General features: G+C 69.3%; 14 protein-coding genes. 8 read left to right on the plus strand and 6 right to left on the minus strand.

Features of this window, described 5'->3' with window-relative positions; all coding sequences use genetic code 11:
* Positions 1–341 precede the first annotated feature (341 nt).
* Together SK571_RS39885 and glnA are read right to left on the minus strand one after the other, a co-directional pair.
* A complete protein-coding gene (locus SK571_RS39885) occupies positions 342–3,872 on the minus strand; it encodes an FkbM family methyltransferase (RefSeq protein ID WP_319989307.1) in 3,531 nt (1,176 codons plus the stop codon).
* A gap of 18 nt (positions 3,873–3,890) precedes the next feature.
* Positions 3,891–5,234 (minus strand): type I glutamate--ammonia ligase, encoded by a 1,344-nt coding sequence (gene glnA, locus SK571_RS39890; protein WP_319989308.1) that lies wholly within the window; start codon positions 5,232–5,234, stop codon positions 3,891–3,893.
* 41 nt (positions 5,235–5,275) lie between these two features.
* Between glnA and SK571_RS39895 the strand changes: the two genes are divergently transcribed.
* Together SK571_RS39895 and SK571_RS39900 are read left to right on the plus strand one after the other, a co-directional pair.
* Positions 5,276–5,911 (plus strand): LppX_LprAFG lipoprotein, encoded by a 636-nt coding sequence (locus SK571_RS39895; protein WP_319989309.1) that lies wholly within the window; start codon positions 5,276–5,278, stop codon positions 5,909–5,911.
* Positions 5,912–7,426 (plus strand): MFS transporter, encoded by a 1,515-nt coding sequence (locus SK571_RS39900; protein WP_319989310.1) that lies wholly within the window; start codon positions 5,912–5,914, stop codon positions 7,424–7,426. It abuts the gene before it with no gap.
* On the opposite strand, the gene SK571_RS39905 is transcribed toward SK571_RS39900, so the two are convergent.
* Both SK571_RS39905 and SK571_RS39910 read right to left on the minus strand, forming a co-directional pair.
* Positions 7,381–8,862 (minus strand): alpha/beta hydrolase, encoded by a 1,482-nt coding sequence (locus SK571_RS39905; RefSeq protein WP_319989311.1) that lies wholly within the window; start codon positions 8,860–8,862, stop codon positions 7,381–7,383. The genes SK571_RS39900 and SK571_RS39905 overlap by 46 nt on opposite strands.
* A gap of 41 nt (positions 8,863–8,903) precedes the next feature.
* On the minus strand, positions 8,904–10,466 hold the full coding sequence (locus SK571_RS39910; RefSeq protein WP_319989312.1) for an alpha/beta hydrolase: 1,563 nt from the start codon (positions 10,464–10,466) through the stop codon (positions 8,904–8,906).
* Between the two features lie 29 nt (positions 10,467–10,495).
* Between SK571_RS39910 and SK571_RS39915 the strand changes: the two genes are divergently transcribed.
* The 3 genes from SK571_RS39915 to SK571_RS39925 all read left to right on the plus strand — a co-directional run bounded on the left by SK571_RS39915 (position 10,496) and on the right by SK571_RS39925 (position 14,233).
* Entirely contained in the window at positions 10,496–12,208 is a 1,713-nt protein-coding gene (locus SK571_RS39915; RefSeq protein ID WP_319989313.1) for an NAD+ synthase, read from the plus strand.
* 180 nt (positions 12,209–12,388) lie between these two features.
* A complete protein-coding gene (locus SK571_RS39920; RefSeq protein WP_319989314.1) occupies positions 12,389–13,579 on the plus strand; it encodes a sensor histidine kinase in 1,191 nt (396 codons plus the stop codon).
* Between the two features lie 3 nt (positions 13,580–13,582).
* Positions 13,583–14,233, plus strand: a complete 651-nt coding sequence (locus SK571_RS39925) for a response regulator transcription factor (RefSeq protein ID WP_319989315.1) — start codon at positions 13,583–13,585, stop codon at positions 14,231–14,233.
* Positions 14,234–14,239: 6 nt separating this feature from the next.
* On the opposite strand, the gene lysX is transcribed toward SK571_RS39925, so the two are convergent.
* Positions 14,240–17,542, minus strand: a complete 3,303-nt coding sequence (gene lysX / locus SK571_RS39930) for a bifunctional lysylphosphatidylglycerol synthetase/lysine--tRNA ligase LysX (protein WP_319989316.1) — start codon at positions 17,540–17,542, stop codon at positions 14,240–14,242.
* On the opposite strand from lysX, the gene SK571_RS39935 reads away from it, so the two are divergent.
* Together SK571_RS39935 and panB are read left to right on the plus strand one after the other, a co-directional pair.
* Positions 17,504–18,343, plus strand: coding sequence for an alpha/beta fold hydrolase (locus SK571_RS39935; protein ID WP_319989317.1), 840 nt, complete (start codon positions 17,504–17,506; stop codon positions 18,341–18,343). The two genes, lysX and SK571_RS39935, sit on opposite strands and share 39 nt — an antisense overlap.
* Before the next feature lie 138 nt (positions 18,344–18,481).
* Positions 18,482–19,336: a 3-methyl-2-oxobutanoate hydroxymethyltransferase gene (panB, locus tag SK571_RS39940; protein WP_319989318.1), complete on the plus strand. Its 855-nt coding sequence runs from the start codon at positions 18,482–18,484 to the stop codon at positions 19,334–19,336.
* Between the two features lie 10 nt (positions 19,337–19,346).
* Here the strand turns inward: panB and SK571_RS39945 are convergent, their stop codons facing one another.
* Positions 19,347–20,204 (minus strand): glutathione S-transferase family protein, encoded by an 858-nt coding sequence (locus tag SK571_RS39945; RefSeq protein WP_319989319.1) that lies wholly within the window; start codon positions 20,202–20,204, stop codon positions 19,347–19,349.
* An 18-nt stretch (positions 20,205–20,222) separates the two neighbouring features.
* On the opposite strand from SK571_RS39945, the gene pip reads away from it, so the two are divergent.
* Positions 20,223–21,164 (plus strand): prolyl aminopeptidase, encoded by a 942-nt coding sequence (gene pip / locus SK571_RS39950; protein ID WP_319989320.1) that lies wholly within the window; start codon positions 20,223–20,225, stop codon positions 21,162–21,164.
* Positions 21,165–21,278: the final 114 nt, after the last annotated feature.

Here is a 21,278-nt window from a genome sequence, read left to right on the forward strand (position 1 = left end):
TCACCGGTTCCAATCTCCGTTTCCGGAGACTTTCTCTCGGGGCTTGTGTTGAAAGCTTAGCTCGTTCGTTTTCGCTTTGTCAAATCGGCCGTTTCGGCTTCTTTAGCTCGGCGCAAACTCGCTTCGCATTCAGTTTTTCGCTTGGTTCAGAAGTTATCTGAGTGGCTTTCCCGGTGTCAAATCGGGGTCATTCTCAGATCCCGGACAGCACGTTAGGCCGTTCATTTACTTCTGGGGGTTTGACGCCGTGAGACTCTACTCGGCCCGATCCGCGGTGTCAACCGCTCGTTCCGTGGTCTCGCTTGCGACCTGGAGAAAGTTACTCACGGGGACGATCGATGTCAAATCGCCTGGTCAGCGGGCTGCTTGATCGGCACGGACGGCGAAGGAGCAGCCGGCTTGGCCCCGACGGGACGCGGTCGCAGCCACAGGGTGATGGAACGAAGTCCCTCCATCGCCCGCACGATCTGGTCCGGCGCGGCGGGCTGACGCGTCGCCACCGGTACCAGGTCGTAGCCCCAGACGCCGAACTCCTTGAGCACCGTCACCGGATCGTCACCGAAGTCCGCCGTCGCGGTCGCGGAGAACTCGAGGAACACGTGCGGCCTGTCGCGACGCAACAGCCGGACGAGTCCCGCAAGAGCGCGATGTCCGCGTCCCGGCGTGTCCACCTTTACGACGGAAAGCTTCATGCCCTGCACCAAGGCGATCTCTTCGAGTGCCTTGTCCAGGCGCACCGCCTTCACGCGCGCGACCTCGGCGGGGGCATCGGCGGCCAGCGGCGACACGGACACACCACCGGTCAGCGTCGGCGACACCGCCAACTCCCCCGCGCTCTCCCAGGCCGCACCCTCGACCACGGTCATCCGGTCGGCGACGGCGGCGGGCAGGTTCGCCGAGACGTTGTGCCTCAGCAGAGCGGCTGCGGACGCGTCCGGCTCCACGGCGACAACAGCGCCCATCAGCCCGAGCCGCGACAACACCCGAATCGAGTGGTAGCCGACGTACGCGCCGACGTCGAGGAAGATCCCGTCCGGCTCCAGCACGGAGTCGAGCAGTTCCGCGAGCTCCGGTTCCCACACGCCGTTGGACGACAACAGCGGAAGCATGAACGCGTCGTCGGAGGGCAGCCGCATCATGCCCGCGTCGCACAACACCAGCGACGAACGCACCGCAGGCGCGTCACCGGCGTTCTCGTGCTGACGAACGACCACGCGCCGCAACGCGTCCGCGGTCTGTTGTGCCTGGTGAGCGGTGCGAAGTGCGGCGTCCAGGCGCGAGTCGCGCTCGCGGAAGACCTCGACGACCTTGGACTCCAGGGTGTCGATCCGGTCCAGCGTGCGATCGAGCGCGACGGTCAGCTTGTCGATCCGCTCGGCGAGCACCTCGTCCGACTTCGCGCGCTTGGCCGCCTCGGCGACGACCGCGTCCTCGACGTCGCGCTGCCGGCGGCCCTGACCCGCCATGTCCGCGCGCACGCGCACGACCCCGTCGTCGACGCCGACCAACTGGTCGACGAAGTGCGACTGCCGTTGCGCGACCTGCTCGATCTCGGCGCGGAGAAGTTCCAGTTCACCGGCACCGACGCCGGCTTTCAGCGCGTCCTGCCGGTTGACCAGCTCGGACACCGTGCGCTCGACCCCGTCGATCAGGGTGTGCAGCACCTGGCGCATGTGGTTGTCGTAGTGGTCCAACGCGCGCAGCACGACCTTGCGCAGCGCGGGTGCCATCGGCGTCCGATGAGGGCCGTCCACGGTCGGTTGGCGCAGTAAAGCGTGCTTGGCCGACTGCAGGGCGAGCATCGGGTCGACTTCGGTCTTCTGCTTCGGCCTGCGCGCCCGCCATCCGCGGTACGCGTGCTCGACGCGCTCACGGAGAACTTCGGCGACTCGTGCGACCGACCGCACGGACAGCACGTGCTGACGTCCGGCCGCACCGAGGGCCGCGGCCGTGGGCAGGTCATCGGCCAATGAACGCAGCAGCTTCGCGGCGGCCTGCACGTCCGGTTCGGCGCCTTGGTGACACGGCACGAGAACGGCCGTCTTGCCGAACAGCTCGGCAACGGCACCGTGGTCCGACGCGACGACGGGGACTCCCCGCACGGCGAGCTCGGCCAGGCGCAGCGCGATCCGGTCGTCCGCCCCGCCGCGGTGCAGCGACACCACGGCGTCGGCGGTCGCGGCCACGTCGAGGTCGTCCACCAGCGAGATCCGCGGGTCGGAGGACGTGGCCAGGCGCAGTCGCTCGGCCGCCTCCGGATGTTCGAGCGCACCGGACACCGCGATCTTGAGCTCGACGTCCGTCCGGTCCGGGAACGCGGTCAAGAAGGCGGACACGGCACCCAGCACGTTGCCGGGCCTGTCGAGGTCGTGGTCCGCGAGCGCCGCGAACACCACCACTTCGCCGGACTCGTGGTCACGCGCACCAACGTCCGGCACGGGTACGGGCACCACACGCACGATGGGCCCGCCGATGCGTTCGGCGGCGGCACGCGACACCTCAGAGGAAAGCCACAGTTCGTTCACGCCCGCGCGGTCGTCCGCAGCCGTGGCGTCCAATGCGACATCGACGACGAACCGTCCGGAGGGCACCTCGGCCGAAGAAGAGGCGCGCACCACGACGGGATATCCGGCGGCGGCCGACACCGGCAGCCCGGACGCACGCGCGGCGGCGAGCATCCGTTCCGCCAGCGGCCCTGAGCCGATGACGGACACGCCGAGCTGGTCGAGCAGCGCAGGACCCTCCGAACGGGGCTGCGGCACGGCGGGCGCGGGCAACCGCCCGGAGGCGACACCGACTCCGGCACACCACTCGCGCCAGGCGTCCGCGTCCGCACCGAAGGGCGCCGGGAACTGCTGTTGCAGCGAGGTGTCCGCACGCCACACGGCGTCGGCCCATCGCGTGCCACCGGCCTCGGTCTGCTCGCACGCCCACATGAGGAACCCGCCGCCACCGTCCTCACCGAACGCCGGCGGCGGCGTCGGCTCGGAGGCCCGGTAGTCGGCGCGCAGCTCGGACGGGATCTGCGTCCCGTCGATCAGGGAGTCGAACCGGTACGGCACAGGCGCCACGGACCAGCCGTTTCGCACCAGCTCCGCGCGATAGGCCTGGCAGAGCTCGGCGACCTCCGCGTGCTCCGAGAGCAGCACACGGGGACGTTCGGCGAAATCGGCGGACAGCAACCAGGGCCGACGCGGGTCGAACCCGCGGAAGTGCACGGTCAGCAGGTCCTGGCCGACCACGGCCAACGAACCGGACTCGGTGCGGTGCAACGGCCGGTCCGCGACGTTCCACACGGACAAACCGATCCGTGCGTCGCGCACGACGTGGTGCGGCACGATCGCGGGCATGTCCAAAGAGGTCAGGTAGGGCTCGGAGCCCGGTCCGACGGCGATGAACCCGGGGTCGAAGGCACCTTGGTCGTGCAGGTCGGCGGGACCGGGCTGCAGACCGTCGGACGCCAACGGCCGCAACGTGCGCGGCAGCATCACGACCGGTGCGGTGCGCAACGCCTCCAGCACGACCTTCGTGAGCGACCCGAACACTCGCACCCACGGGTCGAGGTACAGCACGGGCATGCCCTGCGGCAGCAACGCCTCCAGCAGCCGCGGCATCATCGCGGCCTTCAGACCGGCGGCGTCCAGCGACGTCGCGAGGACGTGCAGCTCGGCCTCGGGGATGCCGATGTCCACCGGCGTCATCAGCCCCGGCCCCGCGTGCTCCGGCTGCGCGTCGACGACCAGCGCGACGAACCGGCCCTCGGGGTGCTCCGCGAGGAACGAGCTGGACAGGACCTTGACCGCGGGCAGCTCCGCCGCCGTGGCGACGGTGCAGGCGCAGATCGTCGGCTGGAACTCGGGTACCTCAGTCACGGAGAGCACGTATCTGCCTCACAGCATGGGGAGAAGTGTGCGCAACTCGTACGGGGTGACGCTACGACGGTACGCGTCCCACTCCGTCCTCTTGTTGCGCAGGAAGAAGTCGTAGACGTGCTCGCCCAGGGCCTCGGGGAGCAGCTCCGAGTTCTCCATCTCGGTGAGCGCCTCGCCGAGGTTCTGCGGCAGGTTCGCGTACCCCGCCGCGCGCCGTTCGCGGTCCGTCAGCGACCACACGTCGTCCTCGGCGGGCGGCGGCAGTTCGTAGCCCTTCTCGATGCCCCGCAGGCCGGCGGCCAGGATCACCGAGTAGGCCAGGTACGGGTTGCACGCGGAGTCCAGCGAACGGACCTCGACGCGGCGCGACGACGACTTGCCGGGCGAGTACATCGGCACGCGGACCAGTGCGGAGCGGTTCGCGTGACCCCAGCACACGGCCGTGGGGGCCTCACCGCCGACGATCAGGCGCTTGTACGAGTTCACCCACTGGTTCGTGACGCCGGAGATCTCGCGCGCGTGCTTGAGGATGCCCGCGACGAACTGCTTGCCGATGTCGGAGAGCTGGTACGGGTCTTCCTCGTCGTAGAAGGCGTTGCGGTCGCCCTCGAACAGCGAGAAGTGGGTGTGCATGCCCGACCCCGGCTGGTCGGAGAACGGCTTGGGCATGAACGAGGCGCGCACGCCCTGCGTGATCGCGACCTCCTTCACCAGGTAGCGGAACGTCATGACGTTGTCCGCCATGGTCAGCGCGTCGGCGTAGCGCAGGTCGATCTCCTGCTGGCCGGGAGCGCCCTCGTGGTGGCTGAACTCGACGGAGATGCCCATCGCCTCGAGCGCCTCGATGGCGTGGCGGCGGAAGTGCGTCGCGGTCTCGTGCGAGGTCTGGTCGAAGAAGCCGCCGTTGTCCGCGGGCTCGGGCTCGCTGCCGTCGCCGGGCAGGCCCTTGAGCAGGAAGAACTCGATCTCGGGGTGGACGTAGCAGGTGAACCCGGCCTCGCTGGCCTTCGACAGCGTGCGGCGCAGCACGTGGCGCGGGTCGGCCCACGACGGGGAACCGTCCGGCATGGTGATGTCGCAGTACATGCGTGCCGAGTAGTTGCTGCCGTCCGGTGTCTGCCAGGGCAGCACCTGGAACGTCGAGGGGTCCGGCTTCGCGACCATGTCCGACTCGTAGACGCGGGCGAAGCCCTCGATCGCCGAGCCGTCGAACCCGATGCCCTCGCTGAAGGCGCCTTCGAGCTCGGCCGGTGCGACCGCCACGGACTTCAAGAAGCCCAGGACGTCCGTGAACCAGAGCCGGACGAACCGGATGTCGCGTTCCTCTAGCGTGCGGAGCACGAACTCCTGCTGGCGGTCCATAGGGCGCAGCTTAAGGGCTGGGGACTCTCTACGATCAACGCATGTCCGCCCGTTGGTTGTTGGTTTGCGCACTCGCCCTGCTCACGAGCTGCACGTCCGGGGGAGATCTCCCCGATGGTGCGACCTTGCTCTCGAAATCGGCCGAGTCGATGCGCTCGGTCAAGAGCGTCCACTTCACCATCAAGGTCGACGGTGAGCTGCCGGACGTGCCGGTGAAGGAGGCCGACGGCGACCTCACCTCGGCCGGTGACTCGAAGGGCACCGCGAAGGTGACCTTCGGCGGGCAGCTGCTGTCCATCGAGTACGTCCTGACCGGCGGAAACCTGCACTTCAAGGGCCCGACCGGCGGGTTCACCAAGCTGCCGGCGGCGTTCGCGGGCCAGGTGTACGACCCCTCGGCGATCCTGAACCCGGACAAGGGCGTCGCGAAGGTCCTGGCCAGCTCCAAGGACGCGAAGACCAAGTCGTCCGGTGACGTGTCGGTGGTCGAGGCGACGGTGCCGAAGGACGTGGCGGCCGGGCTGGTGCCGGGCATCTCCGCGGACGTGAAGGCGACGTTCTCGATCGACAAGGACAACAAGCTCAAGAGCGCGCTGTTCGAGCTTCCCGGTGGTCAGAAGGTCGACATCGGCCTCACGGACTTCGACAAGCCCGTCACGGTCACGGCACCCGCGTAGATGAGGAAGGTCGCTCTCGCCGCGTCCGGCGCGGCCGTGCTGCTGGGGGCGCTCGACGCGTACGTCGTCGTCGGTGTCCTGACGGACATGGTGCGTGACCTGGGCATCGCGGTGAACGAGCTGGAGCAGGCGACGCCGATCGTCACCGGGTACCTGCTCGGGTACGTGGCGGGCATGCCGTTGCTCGGGCAGCTGTCGGACCGGCTCGGGCGGCGGTTCGTGCTGCAGGTCTCGCTGCTCGGGTTCCTGGTGGGCTCGGTGATCACGGCCCTGGCCGCGGACGTGCCGTTGCTCGTGGCCGGGCGCGTCGTGCAGGGCCTGGCCGGTGGCGCGTTGCTGCCGGTGACGATGGCGCTGGTGGCGGACCTGTGGGAGGAGCAACGGCGGTCGGCCGCTCTCGGGACCGTGGGTGCTGCTCAGGAGCTCGGGTCTGTCCTCGGCACGCTGTACGGCATCGCGGTGGCCTCGCTGTTCAACGCGTGGCCGTTGTTCGAGGCGTGGGAGCCGCAGAGCTGGCGGTGGATTTTCTGGGTGAACATCCCGTTGGCGGTCATCGCGATGGTGGTCGTGCAGCGCACCGTGCCGAACACACGGCGCGAGGTGCGCATCGACGTCGTGGGCGGGGTGTTGCTGGCAGCAGCGTTGTCGTTGCTGGTCGTGGCGCTCTACAACCCGACGCCCGCCGAGGCCGTGCTGCCGTCGTGGGGCTGGCCGACGCTGATCGCGGCGTTCGTCGTGCTGGGCGGCTTCTTCTTGTGGGAACGCCGTAGTGCCGTGCGGCTCATCGACCCTGATGGCGTGCAGTGGCGGCCGTTCTGGGCCGTGCTCGGGGTGTCGCTGGCCGCCGGTGCCGCGTTGATGGTGACGCTGGTCGACGTGGAGTTGTTCGCGCAGACCGTGCTGCGGCGCGACTCGGCGTCCGCGGCGACGCTGCTCACCCGGTTCCTGGTCGCGTTGCCGGTCGGCGCCGTCCTGGGCGGGTTCCTCGCGTCACGGATCGGCGACCGCTGGGTGTCCTTCGGCGGGCTCGCGATGGCATCGGTGTCGTACGTGTTCATCGCGCAGTGGCCCGCTGACGTCAGTGGCCTCGTGCTCACGCGTGACCTGGCCATCGCCGGTTTTGGGCTGGGACTGGTCATCGCGCCGTTGTCCGGTGCTGTGCTGCGTGTGGTGCCGCCCGTCCGGCACGGCGTGGCGTCGGCGTTCGTCGTCGTCGCGCGCATGACGGGCATGCTCGTCGGTGTGGCGGCGTTGTCCGCGTGGGGACTCCACCGGTTCCGCGAGCTCACGGCAGGCCTGAACACACCGCTGCCGTTCGGCGTCGAACCCGCTGAGTTCCAGCGGCGGATGGCCGAGTACCAGCGCGGGCTCACCGAGGCGCTGCTCACCGAGTACCACGAGATCTTCCTGATCACGGCGGTGATTTGCGCACTTGGAGCGCTGGGCTCGATCCTATTGCCTGGGAGACGTCAGCAGACTGCGTCCGTTTCGGGCAGTCTCAAGTCCACCAGGTAGTTCGTGCCCACGCCGTCCACGCAGTTGATGCCCGCGAGGAACGCCGTGTGCTGGTTTCCGTTGTACGTCAGCAAACGCGCCCCTAGTGCCTGCGCGAGGTCCACGCCGGACTGGTAGGGCGTCGCCGGGTCACCGGTCGTCGACACCACCAGCACCTGAGGCAGCCCGTTCACGTTGGGCGGATGCGGTTCCGACGTGTGCGGGGCCGGCCAGAACGCGCACGGGCCGAGCGCGGTCTCGTCGGTCGGAATCGTGTCGTTGCCCAGCAGTTCCAACAGCCTCCGACGGTTGGACTCCAGGGTGGCCCGGTCCTTGATCGGCGGTTCGTCGACGCAGCGGATGGCCACGAACGCGTCCTGGATTCGGCTGTAGGTGCCGTCCTGGGCGCGGCCGAGGTACTGGTCGGCGAGCTGCAGCAGGGTGGTGCCCTTGTTCTGCCGCAGTTCCTGGAGACCCTTCAGCGCGGTCTCCCACAGCCGGTCCGTGTACATCGCCTGGATGATGGCGGTGTTCGCGTCCGAGTGGGACAGCTTGCGGTCGCCGACCTGCAGCGGGGTCTTCTTGAGCGGCTCGATCATCTGCCGGAACTTGGACTCCGCCGCGCTCGTGTCCCTACCGATGGGACAGTCGCGTTGCGCGCACCAGCCCGCGAACCGCTGGAACGACTCCTCGAAGCCCTGCGCCTGGCGTGCCGACGCGGCCACCTTGTCGCTGTTGGTCTCCACCGCGCCGTCGAGCACCATCGCGCGCACGTTGCGAGGGAACATCTCGGCGTACAACGTGCCGATGCGCGTGCCGTAGGAGTAGCCGAGGTAGGTCAGCTTGTTCTCCCGCAACGCGCCGCGCAGCACGTCGACGTCGCGTACGACGTCACGGGTGCCGACGTTGCGCAGCAGGTCGATGCCACTGCGTTCGGCACAGCGGTCGACGAAGAACTTGTTCTCCTGCTCGGTCTGGTTCGCGCTCTCGCCCTTGGGCCGCAGCCGTTGCGCGTCGCGTTCGGCGTCGGTCAGGCACTGGACGCGGGGCTGGCTCGCCCCCACGCCACGCGGGTCGAAGCCCACCACGTCGAACCGCTTGCCGACCGGGTTGCCCGGCTGCATGTTCGCCACGTGCGACATGCCCGAACCGCCCGGACCGCCCGGGTTCACCACCAGAGAACCGACCCTCCGGTCCTTCTCCGCGGCGGGGCGGCGCAGCAGTCCGACGGTGATCGTCCCCGCGTCCGGGTTCTCGTAGTTGAGCGGGACGTACAGCCGAGCGCACTGGATGCCCTCGCGCTCGTACAGGCCCTTGCTCTTCGCGTCGGTCGCGTAGGGCTGGCACGCACCCCACGCCAACGTCTGCTCGTAGAAGCGCGCCAGGCCCTTGCGTGCGGCGACGGGTGAGCCGTCGATGCGCGCGTAGGACGTGGACGTGCCGAGCAGAACGATCAAGGCGAACAAGGCGGCTGTGACTCGGGATCGCCTCTTCGTCATTAGGCGCACCGGGTTCCGTCAGCGGGCAAGGTCTGGTCGATCAGGTACTTCACGCCCGCGTTGTCGACGCACTGGTCGCCCTGCAGGAAGACCGTGTGCTGGACGCCTTCGTAGGTGAGCAGCCGCGAGTTGAGCGCTTTGGCCAGGTTCACGCCCGCCTCATAGGGCGTGGCCGGGTCGCCGGTCGTGGAGATGACCAGCAGCGGCGGGATGCCTTCGGCCTTGGGCGGGCCCGTGCGCGCGGTGACCGGGGCCGGCCAGAACGCGCACGAGTCGAGGGCCGCACCGGCCGGGTTGCCGTCGTCGAGGAACGGTGCCGCCTCCTTGTACTTCTTCTGGGTCTCGAGCAGCGCGTTCTTGTCCGTCAGCCGTGGGTCGTCAACGCAGTGCACCGCGTTGAACGCATCCGTGATGGTCGAGTACTGGCCCTGTTCGTCGCGGTCGAAGTACGCGTCGGCGAGGCGCAGCATCGTGGCGCCCTTGCCGCTCTTCAGCTCCTGGAGGCCGTCGAGCAGCAGCGGCCAGAGCTGTTCCGAGTACATCGCCTGGATCGCCGCGGTGATGGCGTCGTTGTAGGACAGCTTGCGACCACCGACGTCGACCGGCTTCTGGATCAACGGTGTGGTGAGCTGCCGGAAGCTCAGGTTGGCGTCAGCACCGAGCGGGCACTCCTTCTTCTCTCGGCACCACTTCACGAACTCGTCGAAGGCCTTCTGGAAGCCGGCCGCCTGTGCGACCAGCGACGCGAGCTGGTCCTGGGTCGGGTCGACGGCACCGTCGAGGATGAGCGCGCGCACGTTCTGGGGGAAGGTCTCGGCGTATTCAGTGCCTATGCGGGTGCCGTACGAGTACCCGACGTAGCTCAGCTTCGCGTCGCCGAGCGCAGAGCGGAGGACATCCATGTCCTTAACTACGTCCCGCGTGCCCAAATTGGCGAGCATTGATGCCCCGAATTTTGTACCGGCGGCACACTTCTCGGCATACGCCTTGTTCTCTTGCTCCGTTTGGGCGATTCCGGCCGGACTTGTGTCCGTGTCGAGGTCCAAACGCTCCGCGTCGCGCTCCGGTCCGGTGAGGCAACTGACCGCCGGCTCGCTCGCACCGATGCCCCTCGGGTCGAATCCGATGAGGTCGAACTTCGCCGCGAGCTCGGTCTTGCGGTAGGCCGGGACCATGCCCGCGGCCGACGCCATGCCGGACGCGCCGGGACCGCCGGGGTTGGTCAGCAACGAGCCGATCTTCTGCCCGGTGGCCTTGTACCGGAGCACGCCGATGGTGATCGTGTCGCCGGTTGGCTTGCTGTAGTCGAGGGGAACCCTCAGACGTGTGCACTCGACGTCGCGCCTCTTGCCGTACGCGTCGCGACTCGACCCCGTCGTGGCGTACGGCTCGCAGTTCTCCCAGGCCAGCTGCTGGCCGTAGAACTCCTCCAAACCGGCCGGAACGACGCCTGCCGGACCGACCTTCTCCAAGGTCACGCCCGGTTTGGCGGTCCCTTCGACGATCGACGTGCAGGACGCGAGCAGGGGAATGACGAGCAACACGCTCAAGAGACGGACCACAGCCCGATGGTATGGGAGATGATGAGGGCATGCCGCAGCTTCGGATCGCGCTGGCCCAGGTCAACGCCACTGTTGGTGATCTCCAGGGCAACGCGTCGCTGGTCGTGGAGTGGACGCGCAAGGCCCGTGAGGGTGGCGCGCACGTCGCCGTGTTCCCCGAGATGGTGCTGACCGGCTACCCGGTCGAGGACCTGGCGATCCGCACGTCGTTCGCGCGGGCGTCCGCGGAGGCGCTGGAGGCGCTGGCCGGCTCGCTGGAGGCCTCGGGCCTCGGTGACGTCGCCGCGGTCGTCGGCTACCTGGAGCACGACTCGGTCGGCCCGCGCAACGCCGTCGCCGTGCTGCACGGCGGGCGTGTCGTCGCGCGGCAGTGCAAGCACCACCTGCCGAACTACGGCGTGTTCGACGAGCGCCGCTACTTCAAGCCGGGTTCGTCGCTGGACATCGTGCGGATCAACGGTGTCGAGGTCGGCATGGTGATCTGCGAGGACCTGTGGCAGGACGGCGGCCCGATCACCGCTCTCGGTGACGCCGGCGTCGACCTCGTGGTCTCGCCCAACGCCTCGCCGTACGAGCGCAACAAGGACGACCAGCGGCTGCCTCTGGTCGCGCGCCGTGCCGCCGAGGCCCACGCTCCCCTCGCCTACTGCAACCTGGTCGGCGGCCAGGACGAGCTGGTGTTCGACGGCGACTCGCTCGTCGTCTCCGCCGACGGCCAGCTGGTCGGGCGGGCACCGCAGTTCGTCGAGCACCTGATGTTCGTCGACTTCGACGTGCCGGGCGGCCGCGAGTACGAGCAGGGCCAGATCGGCGACTTCTACGTGCGCCGTGTGTTCCTCTCCGACGCGATCCCGGCGTACGAGCCGTTGCCCGCGCCACGCGTGTTCGAGCCGCTGTCCGACGAGGCAGAGGTGTGGCACGCGCTGGTGACCGGTCTGCGCGACTACGTGCACAAGAACGGCTTCCGGTCCGTGGTGCTCGGTCTGTCCGGTGGCATCGACTCGGCCGTGGTGGCTTCTCTGGCCGTGGACGCTCTAGGCGCCGACGCGGTCTACGGCGTCTCGATGCCGTCCTCCTACTCGTCCGAGCACTCGCGTTCGGACGCCTCCGACATGGCTCAGCGCACCGGCCTGCACTTCACCACCGAGCCGATCGGCGAGATGGTGTCGACGTACGTCTCGCAGCTGAAGCTGACCGGCCTGGCCGAGGAGAACATCCAGGCCCGGTGCCGCGGCATGCTGCTGATGGCGTTGTCGAACCAGCACGGTCACCTGGTGCTCGCGACGGGCAACAAGTCCGAGCTCGCGGTCGGCTACTCGACCATCTACGGCGACGCGGTCGGCGGCTACGCCCCGATCAAGGACGTGCTGAAGACCCTGGTCTGGGACCTCGCCCGGTGGCGCAACGCCGAGGCCGAGAAGCGCGGCGAGACCCCGCCCATCCCGGAGAACTCGATCTCCAAGCCGCCGTCGGCCGAGCTGCGGCCCGGCCAGGTCGACACCGACTCGCTGCCGGACTACGAGATCCTCGACGCGCTGCTGGACGACTACGTCCACGACGACAAGGGCTACGACGCGCTGCTGGCCGCCGGGCACTCGCCGGAGCTGGTGGACCGGGTGCTGCGGATGGTCGACAAGGCCGAGTACAAGCGTCGTCAGTACCCGCCGGGCACGAAGATCTCGAACAAGGCGTTCGGGCGCGACCGGCGGCTGCCGATCACGAACGGATGGCGCGAGGGCTAGATCCCTCAGCTGATTCCTTCGAAGATCCGGGTCACCCGCAGGCGCGGTGCGTCGAAGAGGCGGGCTTGGCCGTCGTGCATGGCGACGAGAGCGTGGTGCGCGAGCGCCAAGGCCGCCACCCAGCAGGAGTGGAGTCTGCTCTACCGCGCGCTCCGGGCCCGTACGGATACGTTTCTCCACATGAAACGGATCTGGGCGGCGCTCGCCTACCTGGCGACCGGTCTGCTGACGGCCATCGCGGCGTGGCTCGCCATCGGCGTGCTGCTGCTGTCCCTGGTCGTGCTGCCGTTGCTGCCGATCACCGCGCCTTGGATCCGGCGGATCGTGGACTTCGACCGCCTGCGCCTGGCGCGCTTCGCCGGCGTCGAGATCCCGTCGCCGCCGCCGCTCGACGGGCCGTGGCTGCATCGGGCGCAGCGGGTGCTGGCCGATCCGGACAGCCGCCGGGACGGGATGTGGGTGGTTTTGCACGCCCTGTTCGGCACGCTCTTCGGGGCGGTCGCCATCGGCGTCTTCGGTGCGCTGGTGCAGCAGCCGGTGGCGGCTTCGCTCTGGTGGCTGGTCCCGGGCGGGATGGAGAACTCGTTCGGGCTGCGCGTCGACTCGTGGGCGAAGGCGGCGCTGAGCGTGCCGATCGCGATCGGGCTGGCGTTGGTCCTGACCCGGTTGCCGCGTCTGGCCGAGCTGGACGCGAAGTGGGCGCGCAAGTTGCTGGCACCGCCGAAGGCCTCGCTGGAGAAGCGGCTGGCCGAGGTCGTGGCGACCAGGGCGGCGGCGTTGCAGGCGCACGGGGCCGAACTGCGGCGCATCGAGCGGAACCTGCACGACGGGACGCAGAACAAGCTGGTCGGCGTGGTCATGATGCTCGGCATCGCGGAGCGGACGCTCAAGCAGAACCCGGACAACGCGTTGCAGGCGCTGCTCAGGGCTCAGGACGCGGCGGGCGACGCGCTCGAGGAGCTCCGCAACGTCGTGCGCAGCATTCATCCGCCGGTGCTGGATGATCTGGGACTGGACGGGGCGATCCAGGCGCTGGCGGCGCGCTGCCCGGTGCCGTGCGTGCTGCAGGCCGACCACCTCGGCCGGTTGCCCGCGGCGGTGGAGGCGGCGGCGTACTTCGCGGTGGCCGAGGCGCTCACCAACGTGGCCAAGCACAGCGGCGCCCGGCACGCGTGGGTCAGCCTGGGCATCAACGAGGACCAGCTCACCGTCGTCGTGCACGACGACGGCAAGGGTGGCGCGGACGAGAAGCAGGGGACGGGCTTGGAAGGCATTCGCGGCAGGGTGGCGGCGTTGGACGGCAACGCGGAACTGAGCAGTCCCGAGGGCGGGCCCACCGTGCTCACCGTCGTGCTGCCGACGGGGAGGTGACCCATGCGCATCGTGATCGCCGAAGACGACGCGCTGCTCCGCGAGGGGCTGACGTTGTTGCTGCGCAACGAAGGGCTGGAGGTCGCGGCGGCCGCGGACAACCCGGCCGACTTCCTCCTGGCCGTCGCCGAGCACGAACCGGACATCGCCGTGGTCGACGTGCGGATGCCGCCGACGTTCACCGACGAGGGCCTGCGGGCCGCGGTGGAGGCACGCCGGCGGTACCCGAAGCTGGCCGTGCTGGTCCTGTCCGCGTGGGTCGAACAGAGCTACGCGCACGAACTGCTCGCCGGCTCCGGCAGCGGCGGTGTCGGCTACCTGCTCAAGGAACGCGTCGGCAAGGTCGCGGACTTCCTCGACTCGCTGCACCGCGTCGCGAACGGCGGCACGGCGCTCGACCCCGAGGTGGTGTCGCAGCTGCTCGTACGGCGCAAGGCGGACGACGCGCTCGGTGTGCTGTCACCGCGTGAGCGCGAGGTCCTCGGGCTGATGGCGGAAGGTCTGTCGAACGCCGCCATCGGCGAGAAGCTCGTCATCAGCGCGGGAGCCGTGCACAAGCACATCGGCAACGTCTTCCTGAAGCTCGGCCTCAACAGCGAGGACGGCTCAGGAGACCGGCGCGTTCAGGCCGTGCTCGCGTACCTCGATCACTGAGCCGGATCACTGGGGACGGACGAACGGGAAGAGCACGGTCTGCCGGATCGACGTGCCGGTCAGCATCATCAGCAACCGGTCGACGCCCATGCCGAGCCCGCCGGTCGGCGGCATGCCGTGCTCCAGCGCCCGCAGGAAGTCCTCGTCCAGCTCCATCGCCTCGACGTCACCGGACGCGGCCTTCAGCGACTGCGCCTCCAGCCGCCGCCGCTGCTCCAGCGGGTCGGTCAGCTCCGAGTAGGCCGTGCCGATCTCCGCGCCGAACGCCACCAGGTCCCACCGCTCGGCCAGGCGCGGGTCGGCGCGGTGCTGGCGGGTCAGCGGCGACACCGACGTCGGGAAGTCGATGTAGAAGGTCGGGCCGACGGTCGAGGCCTCCACGAACGAGTCGTAGGCCTCCTGCACGAGCTGGCCGTGGTCCCAGTCCTCGTTGATCTCCACGCCCCGTGCGGACAGCAGTGACCGCAGCTCCGAGACGGACGTGTCCGGAGTGATCGACGCGTTCAGTGCGCCGGAAACTGCCGTGTAGACCGGAATCACCGGCCACTCCCCCGACAGGTCGAACGTGCCGTCCGGCCGGTGCGCGACCTCGGAACCGAACGCCTCGCGCGCCGCGTGCTGGATCAGCGTGCGCACCAGGTCGAGCATGACCCGGTAGTCCGCATAGGACTGGTAGGCCTCCAGCATCGTGAACTCGGGGTTGTGGGTGGCGTCCGCGCCCTCGTTGCGGAAGTTGCGGTTCAGCTCGAACACCCGGTCCACGCCCGCGACGCAGAGCCGTTTCAGGTACAGCTCCGGCGCGATCCGCAGGTACATCCGCATGTCGTAGGCGTTGATGTGGGTGACGAACGGCCGTGCGTTCGCGCCGCCGTGCACCGCCTGCAGCATCGGCGTCTCGACTTCGAGGTACTCCTGGGAGTGCAGGAACTCGCGCACGCTGCGGATGACGTCGCTGCGCAGCTTCAGCAGGTGCGCCGAGTCCTGGTTCACGACCAGGTCGAGGTAGCGCTGGCGGACGCGGGCCTCCGGGTCGGTGAAGCCCTTCCGCTTGTCCGGCAACGGGTGCAGGCACTTCGCGGTCATCGTCCACGACGACGCCAGCACCGAGATCTCACCGTGGTCGGACTTGATCACCTTGCCCGTGACGCCGACGTGGTCGCCGAGGTCGACGTCCGACTTCCACGACGCCAGGGCCTCACCCAGTGCGTCGACGGTCAGCATCAGCTGGATCTCGCCGCTGAAGTCCCGCACCCGCGCGAAGCAGAGCTTGCCCATCTCCCGCAACGCCACCACGCGCCCGGTGACCGAGACCTCCTCGCCGAAGCGCTCGCGTGCCCCTGCGAGTAGATCGGTGCGCGCGAACCCGACCGGATACGGGTCGACGCCCTGCGAGACCAGCCGTTCGACCTTCGCGATCCGCACCCGGACCTGCTCCGGCCTGCGCACGGACTTCGGTTCGACCCGGATCGCGTCGATCTCGGCCACCCGCGCCGCGAACTCGTCGCTGACGTCCGTCTTCTGCAACGCCCGCTTGCGCAGGGATCGCAGCGACGGCACGAAACCCTCGGCGACACCGGCGGCGATGCTGACCCGCGGCAACGACCGCGACCGCTGGTAGCAGAGGAACCTCGGCTCCCACTCCGGCAGGTACTTGGCGTTCGACCGGTACAGCGACTCCAGCTGGAAGAACCGCGACGCGAGCGACAGCACCCGCCGCCACGCCCGCAGCACCGGACCGGCGCCGATCTTCTCGCCCTCCTCGAACACCGCGCGGAACATCGCGAAGTTCAGCGAGATCCGCTGCACGCCGAGGTGTCCGGCGGCGGCCGCGAGCTGGGCGACCATGTACTCGTTGAGGCCGTTCTCCGCCGCACGGTCGCGGCGCATCAGGTCGAGCGACACGCCCCGGCGGCCCCACGGCACGAACGACAGCAGGCCGCGCAACGCACCTGACGCGTCGTAGGCCTCCACCATCACGCACCGGCCGTCGCTCGGATCCCCCAGGCGCCCCAGCGCCATCGAGAAGCCGCGCTCGGTCTCGGCGCCGCGCCAGGCCTCCGCGAGGTCCAGGATGGACGCCATCTCGTCCGGCGCGATCTCGCTGTGCCGGCGGACGCGGGTGGTGTACCCGGCGCGTTCGACGCGGGACACCGCCTGGCGCAGCCCGCGCCGTTCCGGACCGGCGAGGACGAACCGGCGGACGTCCAGGATCGCCTCGTCACCGATCTCCAGCGCCTTGAGCCCGGCGCCGGCGTAGACCTGCGCACCTCGTTCGGACGCGCCGAGCACGCCCGGCGTCCAGCCGTACGTGCGCGCCTCGGACAGCCACGCCCGCACGGCCTCCGGCCAGTGCTCCTCGTCGCCGATCGGGTCGGCGGAGGCCAGCGTCACGCCGCCGATCACCCGGTACGTCAAGGCTGCCCGGCCGGACGTCGCGAACACCACGCTCTTGTCGCGCCTGGTCGCGAAGTACCCCAGCGAGTCGGGCTCGCCGTCGGCCGCCAGCAGCCGGCGCACGTCGAGCTCCTGGTCGCCGGTGATCATGCTCTGGCTGCGGACACCGCGGAAGAACAGGTACATCGCCCGGATCGCGACCAGCACGCCGAACAGGCCCAGCACCACGCTCAGCCACTGCGGGCCCTCGGGGATGTCGAGCCGGCCGAGCCGGACGACCTCACCCGTGGCCTGGTTGGCCGCCCACGCGAGCTTGTCGGTCTGCGCGACCAGCCTGCCGGGGAAGATCTCGGTGAGGCCCCAGCCGACCACGATCAGCGCGATCATGCCCAGCACGAACGACGCGAGCGCCCGCCGCCACGCGCCGCGGGCCAGCCGGGCGGGGAACGCCTCGCGCACCACGAACAGCAGCGCCACGAACAGCACCGAGGTCGTGGCGCCGACACCGAGGAACACCCAGTGCGGTTCCTCGCCCGCATCCAGTACTTCTTCAGGTGCCAGGGCCAGGATGACCATGATGGAACCGACCAGCAGCAGGCCGATGACCTGGAACAGCAGCAGCGTCCACAGCGCCGCTCGCTTGTGCCTGCGCAGGGCGGCCCCGAGCACGAAGAACACCATGGCGATGAACAGGTTGCCGTCGATGGGCAGACCGAAGAAGTACCCGATGCCGTCGGCGAGGTCGGTGAACCAGCCGTCCTCCGGCAGAATCACCCTGAGCAGCGACAACACCCCGGCCAGCTGCACGATCGTCGCGATCGCGCCCGCGGTCTTCCACTTCCACGCCGGTGCCACTACCACTCCCGAGGTCAGCCGATGACCGTCATGATCCCGTCTTCGGCCGGAAGGGTGCATGTCGCCGCCTCCGGGCGTGTCGAGGGGCCCGTCGTCGTGCTCAGCTCAGGCCTGGGCGGGGCGTGGTTCGACTGGGACCGGACCGTGCGGCTGCTGGCACCGCTCGCCAGGGTGGTCGTGTTCGACCGGCCCGGACTGGGGTTGAGCGGCCCTGCCCGGCGCGGACCGTCGCTGGCACGGGAGGTGGCGGTGCTCGACGCGGTGCTGCGCGGGGTGCCGCGGGCGGTCCTGGTCGGGCACTCGATGGCGTCGATGCACGTCGAGGCCTACGCGCGGCTGCGGCCGCACCGGGTCGACGGCGTGGTGCTGCTCGACCCGGACGCCGAGACGCCGGGTTCCGGAGCCCCGTTCGACGTGTCGGCGGTGGTCGCACAGGGCGTGCGGGCCATCGGCAGCCGCTGGCTCGGCGCCCGGATCACCCAGCGGTACGGGCACTCGTTCCGCAACCTGCTGACCGCTGTCTCGACGCTCGGCGTGACCGACCCGGCGCCCTCCGACCTGGTCGAACTCGTCTACCGGCGTCCCGGCGTCGGACGGGCGGTGCTGTGGGAGCTCGCGTCGTACCCCGGCCAGGTGGCGACGCTCGAACGGCTGCGGAAGCGCCGGCCGTTGCCGCGCGTGCCCTGGTTGGTGCTCACGGCCGGTCGGAAGGTGTGGCCGGAGCACCGCTCGTTGGCGGCCCTCGTGCCGTGGGGACGCAACGTGCCTGTTCCCGGCAGTCGTCACATGATCCAGATGGACCGGCCGGACGCCGTGGTGATGGCCGTCCGGGAGGCGCTCAAGGGGTTGCCCGACGAGTGATTCGAGGGGCCAGGCATGTGACGGTAACCGCATCTGTGTTCCGTTTGTCGCCAACGGTGCCACTCTGGTTCTCGGCAACCGTGCACAAAGCGCCCGGGGACCCACTCAGGTGGGCTTCGAGGAAAGGAACGGTCGACGATGACCACTGCCGAAGTTTCCGCGCCCTACGGCTCCGGAGCGGGCCAGAAGCCCCCGGCCAAGCGGGTTCGCGTTCACCACCTGCGTGAGATGAAGGAACGCGGCGAGCCGTGGCCCATGCTCACCTCGTACGACACCTTCACCGCCTCGATCTTCGACGAGGCCGGCATCCCCGTCCTGCTGGTCGGCGACTCGGCCTCGAACACCGTCTACGGCAACGACACCTCACTGCCGGTCACCGTGGACGAGCTCGTACCGCTCGTGCGCGCGGTGACGCGTTCGGTCAAGCGCTCTCTCGTGGTCGCTGACCTGCCGTTCGGCTCCTACCAGGTGTCGGTCGAACAGGCCGTGGCGACGGCGGTCCGGTTCATGAAGGAAGGCCAGGCGCACGCGGTCAAGCTGGAGGGCGGCGCCTACTTCGCGCCGCACATCCGCGCGATCACCGCCGCGGGCATCCCGGTCATGGCGCACATCGGCTTCACCCCGCAGTCCGAGCACCAGCTCGGCGGCTACCGCGTGCAGGGTCGTCACGAGAACCACGACGTGGTGCTCCAGGACGCGATCGCGGTGCAGGAGGCGGGCGCGTTCGCGGTCGTGCTGGAGATGGTGACCGCCGAGGTCGCGAAGCAGATCACGCACGACCTGGTCATCCCGACCGTGGGCATCGGTGCCGGTCCGGACACCGACGCGCAGGTGCTGGTGTGGCAGGACATGATGGGCCTGAACCGCGGCAAGACACCCCGGTTCGTCAAGCGCTACGCCGACATCGGCAGCATCATGCTGGGCGCTGCCGCGGAGTTCGCCAACGAGGTGCGCGGGCAGCAGTTCCCCGGCCCCGAGCACACCTTCCACTGATCGCTTGCCACTAACGGGTCCAGACCTCCGGGTCTGGGCCCGCCGGCACGATGCCGCTCGGATTGATGTCGTGGTGCGTCACGTAGTAGTGGCGCTTGATGTGGTCCCAGTTCACGGTGTCCCTGAACTGGGCGTAGAGGCGTTTCGCGTACGCCCACAGGTTCGGCATCTCGGTCAGCTTGGTGCGGTTGCACTTGAAGTGGCCGTGGTAGACCGCGTCGAACCTGACCAGCGTGGTCCAGAGCCTGATGTCGGCCTCGGTCAGCTGCTCGCCGACCAGATGCGTGCGGGTGGCGAGGTGGGCCTCGATGCGGTCCAGTTCGGCGAACAGGTTCGTGTAGGCCTGCTCGTAGGCCTCCTGTGACGTGGCGAAACCGGCCTTGTAGACCCCGTTGTTGACGTTGTGGAAGATCGGCTCGATCCAGGCGTCGATCTCCTCGCGCAGGTGCTCCGGGTAGAGCGTGCTCTCCGGGCGCCACTTGAGGCTGAAGTCCAGGGTGATCTGTGGGTAGTCGTTGGTGACGACCTTCTTCGTGGTCGTGTCGACCAGGGCCGGGACGGTGACGCGGCCCTCGTAGCCCGGATCGGCGTTGTCGTAGGCCTGCTTGAGGTAGTCGATGCCCAGGACCGGGTCCGTTTCGGCGAAACGCCAGCCCTTCTCGTCGCGGATCGGGTCGACGACCGCCAGCGAGATGGCGTCTTCGAGGCCGAGGACCTTGCGGACGATGACCGCGCGGTGCGCCCACGGACAGGCGAGGCTGACCACGAGCCGGTAGCGGCCCGGCTCGGGCTCCGGCCGTGCGGTGAAGCGGTTCGGCTGCCTGACGAACGCCCCCGTGGTGGAGGTCTCCTGCGAGAACTGCGCCATGTGTTCGACGATAGGCCCATGTACCCGGAGATCGAGCCCCACGCGTCAGGCCACCTGGAGACCGGCGACGGCAACCTCGTTTACTGGGAGGAGTGCGGCAACCCGTCCGGCAAGCCCGTGGTCTTCCTGCACGGTGGTCCCGGCGGCGGCTGTTCGCCCTCGCACCGGCGCCTCTTCGACCCGTCCGCCTACCGCATCGTCCTGTTCGACCAGCGCGGTTGCGGACGTTCGGTGCCGCACGCCTCCGTGTCCGGCGACCTGTCGCTGAACACGACCTGGCACCTCGTGGCCGACATGGAGAAGCTGCGCTCGTCGCTGGGGATCGACCGCTGGCAGGTCTTCGGCGGTTCCTGGGGCTCGACGCTGGCGCTGGCGTACGCAGAGACGCATCCCTCGCGCGTGTCGGAGCTGGTGCTCCGCGGCATCTTCACGCTGCGGTCGTCCGAAGTGGACTGGTACTACCGCGGCGGGGCGGCGAACCTCTTCCCTGACCTGTGGGAGAAGTTCACGGAGCCGCTGGCCGGTCTGTCCGGCGATCCCGTCGAGCTGTACACGAAGCTGCTGGCCTCCGAGGACCCCGAGGTGCACGGGCCCGCCGCCGTCGCGTGGAGCACGTGGGAGGGCGCGACGGTGACGCTGCTGCCGCGGCCGGAGCTGGTGGCGGAGTTCGCCGTGCCGGAGTACGCGCTGGCGTTCGCGCGGATCGAGAACCACTACTTCGTGCACCGCGGGTGGTTCGAGGAGGGTCAGCTGATCCGGGACGCGGTGCGGCTCAAGGACATCCCGGGCGTGATCGTGCAGGGGCGGTACGACATCGCGACTCCGGCGGTGTCGGCGTGGGACCTGCACAAGGCCTGGCCCGAGTCGGAACTGGTGCTGGTGCCGGATGCCGGGCACGCGTACGACGAGCCCGGCATCCTGTCCGCGCTGCTGGAGGCGACGGACCGGTTCCGCGGCTAGTGGTGTGACCCGGAAGGTTGCCGGGCGAGTTCGCGGTCAGACGGGTGCATCGGGGTGCCGCCCCCACGTCCTCATACTGGATGTATGGGGGCGGTGCCGCGAGGCGCCCTGCTG

The organism is Lentzea kristufekii (assembly GCF_033949925.1).
Lineage (GTDB): Bacteria > Actinomycetota > Actinomycetes > Mycobacteriales > Pseudonocardiaceae > Lentzea > Lentzea kristufekii.

Excerpts from the sequence above, each read along its gene's own strand:
- SK571_RS39945 (WP_319989319.1), bottom strand. The coding sequence starts at position 20,204 with ATGGCGCAGTTCTCGCAGGAGACCTCCACCACGGGGGCGTTCGTCAGG.
- panB (WP_319989318.1), top strand. The coding sequence starts at position 18,482 with ATGACCACTGCCGAAGTTTCCGCGCCCTACGGCTCCGGAGCGGGCCAG.
- SK571_RS39935 (WP_319989317.1), top strand. The coding sequence starts at position 17,504 with ATGACCGTCATGATCCCGTCTTCGGCCGGAAGGGTGCATGTCGCCGCC.
- SK571_RS39895 (WP_319989309.1), top strand. The coding sequence starts at position 5,276 with ATGTCCGCCCGTTGGTTGTTGGTTTGCGCACTCGCCCTGCTCACGAGC.
- glnA (WP_319989308.1), bottom strand. The coding sequence starts at position 5,234 with ATGGACCGCCAGCAGGAGTTCGTGCTCCGCACGCTAGAGGAACGCGAC.
- SK571_RS39915 (WP_319989313.1), top strand. The coding sequence starts at position 10,496 with ATGCCGCAGCTTCGGATCGCGCTGGCCCAGGTCAACGCCACTGTTGGT.
- SK571_RS39900 (WP_319989310.1), top strand. The coding sequence starts at position 5,912 with ATGAGGAAGGTCGCTCTCGCCGCGTCCGGCGCGGCCGTGCTGCTGGGG.
- SK571_RS39920 (WP_319989314.1), top strand. The coding sequence starts at position 12,389 with ATGAAACGGATCTGGGCGGCGCTCGCCTACCTGGCGACCGGTCTGCTG.
- SK571_RS39925 (WP_319989315.1), top strand. The coding sequence starts at position 13,583 with ATGCGCATCGTGATCGCCGAAGACGACGCGCTGCTCCGCGAGGGGCTG.
- lysX (WP_319989316.1), bottom strand. The coding sequence starts at position 17,542 with ATGCACCCTTCCGGCCGAAGACGGGATCATGACGGTCATCGGCTGACC.
- pip (WP_319989320.1), top strand. The coding sequence starts at position 20,223 with ATGTACCCGGAGATCGAGCCCCACGCGTCAGGCCACCTGGAGACCGGC.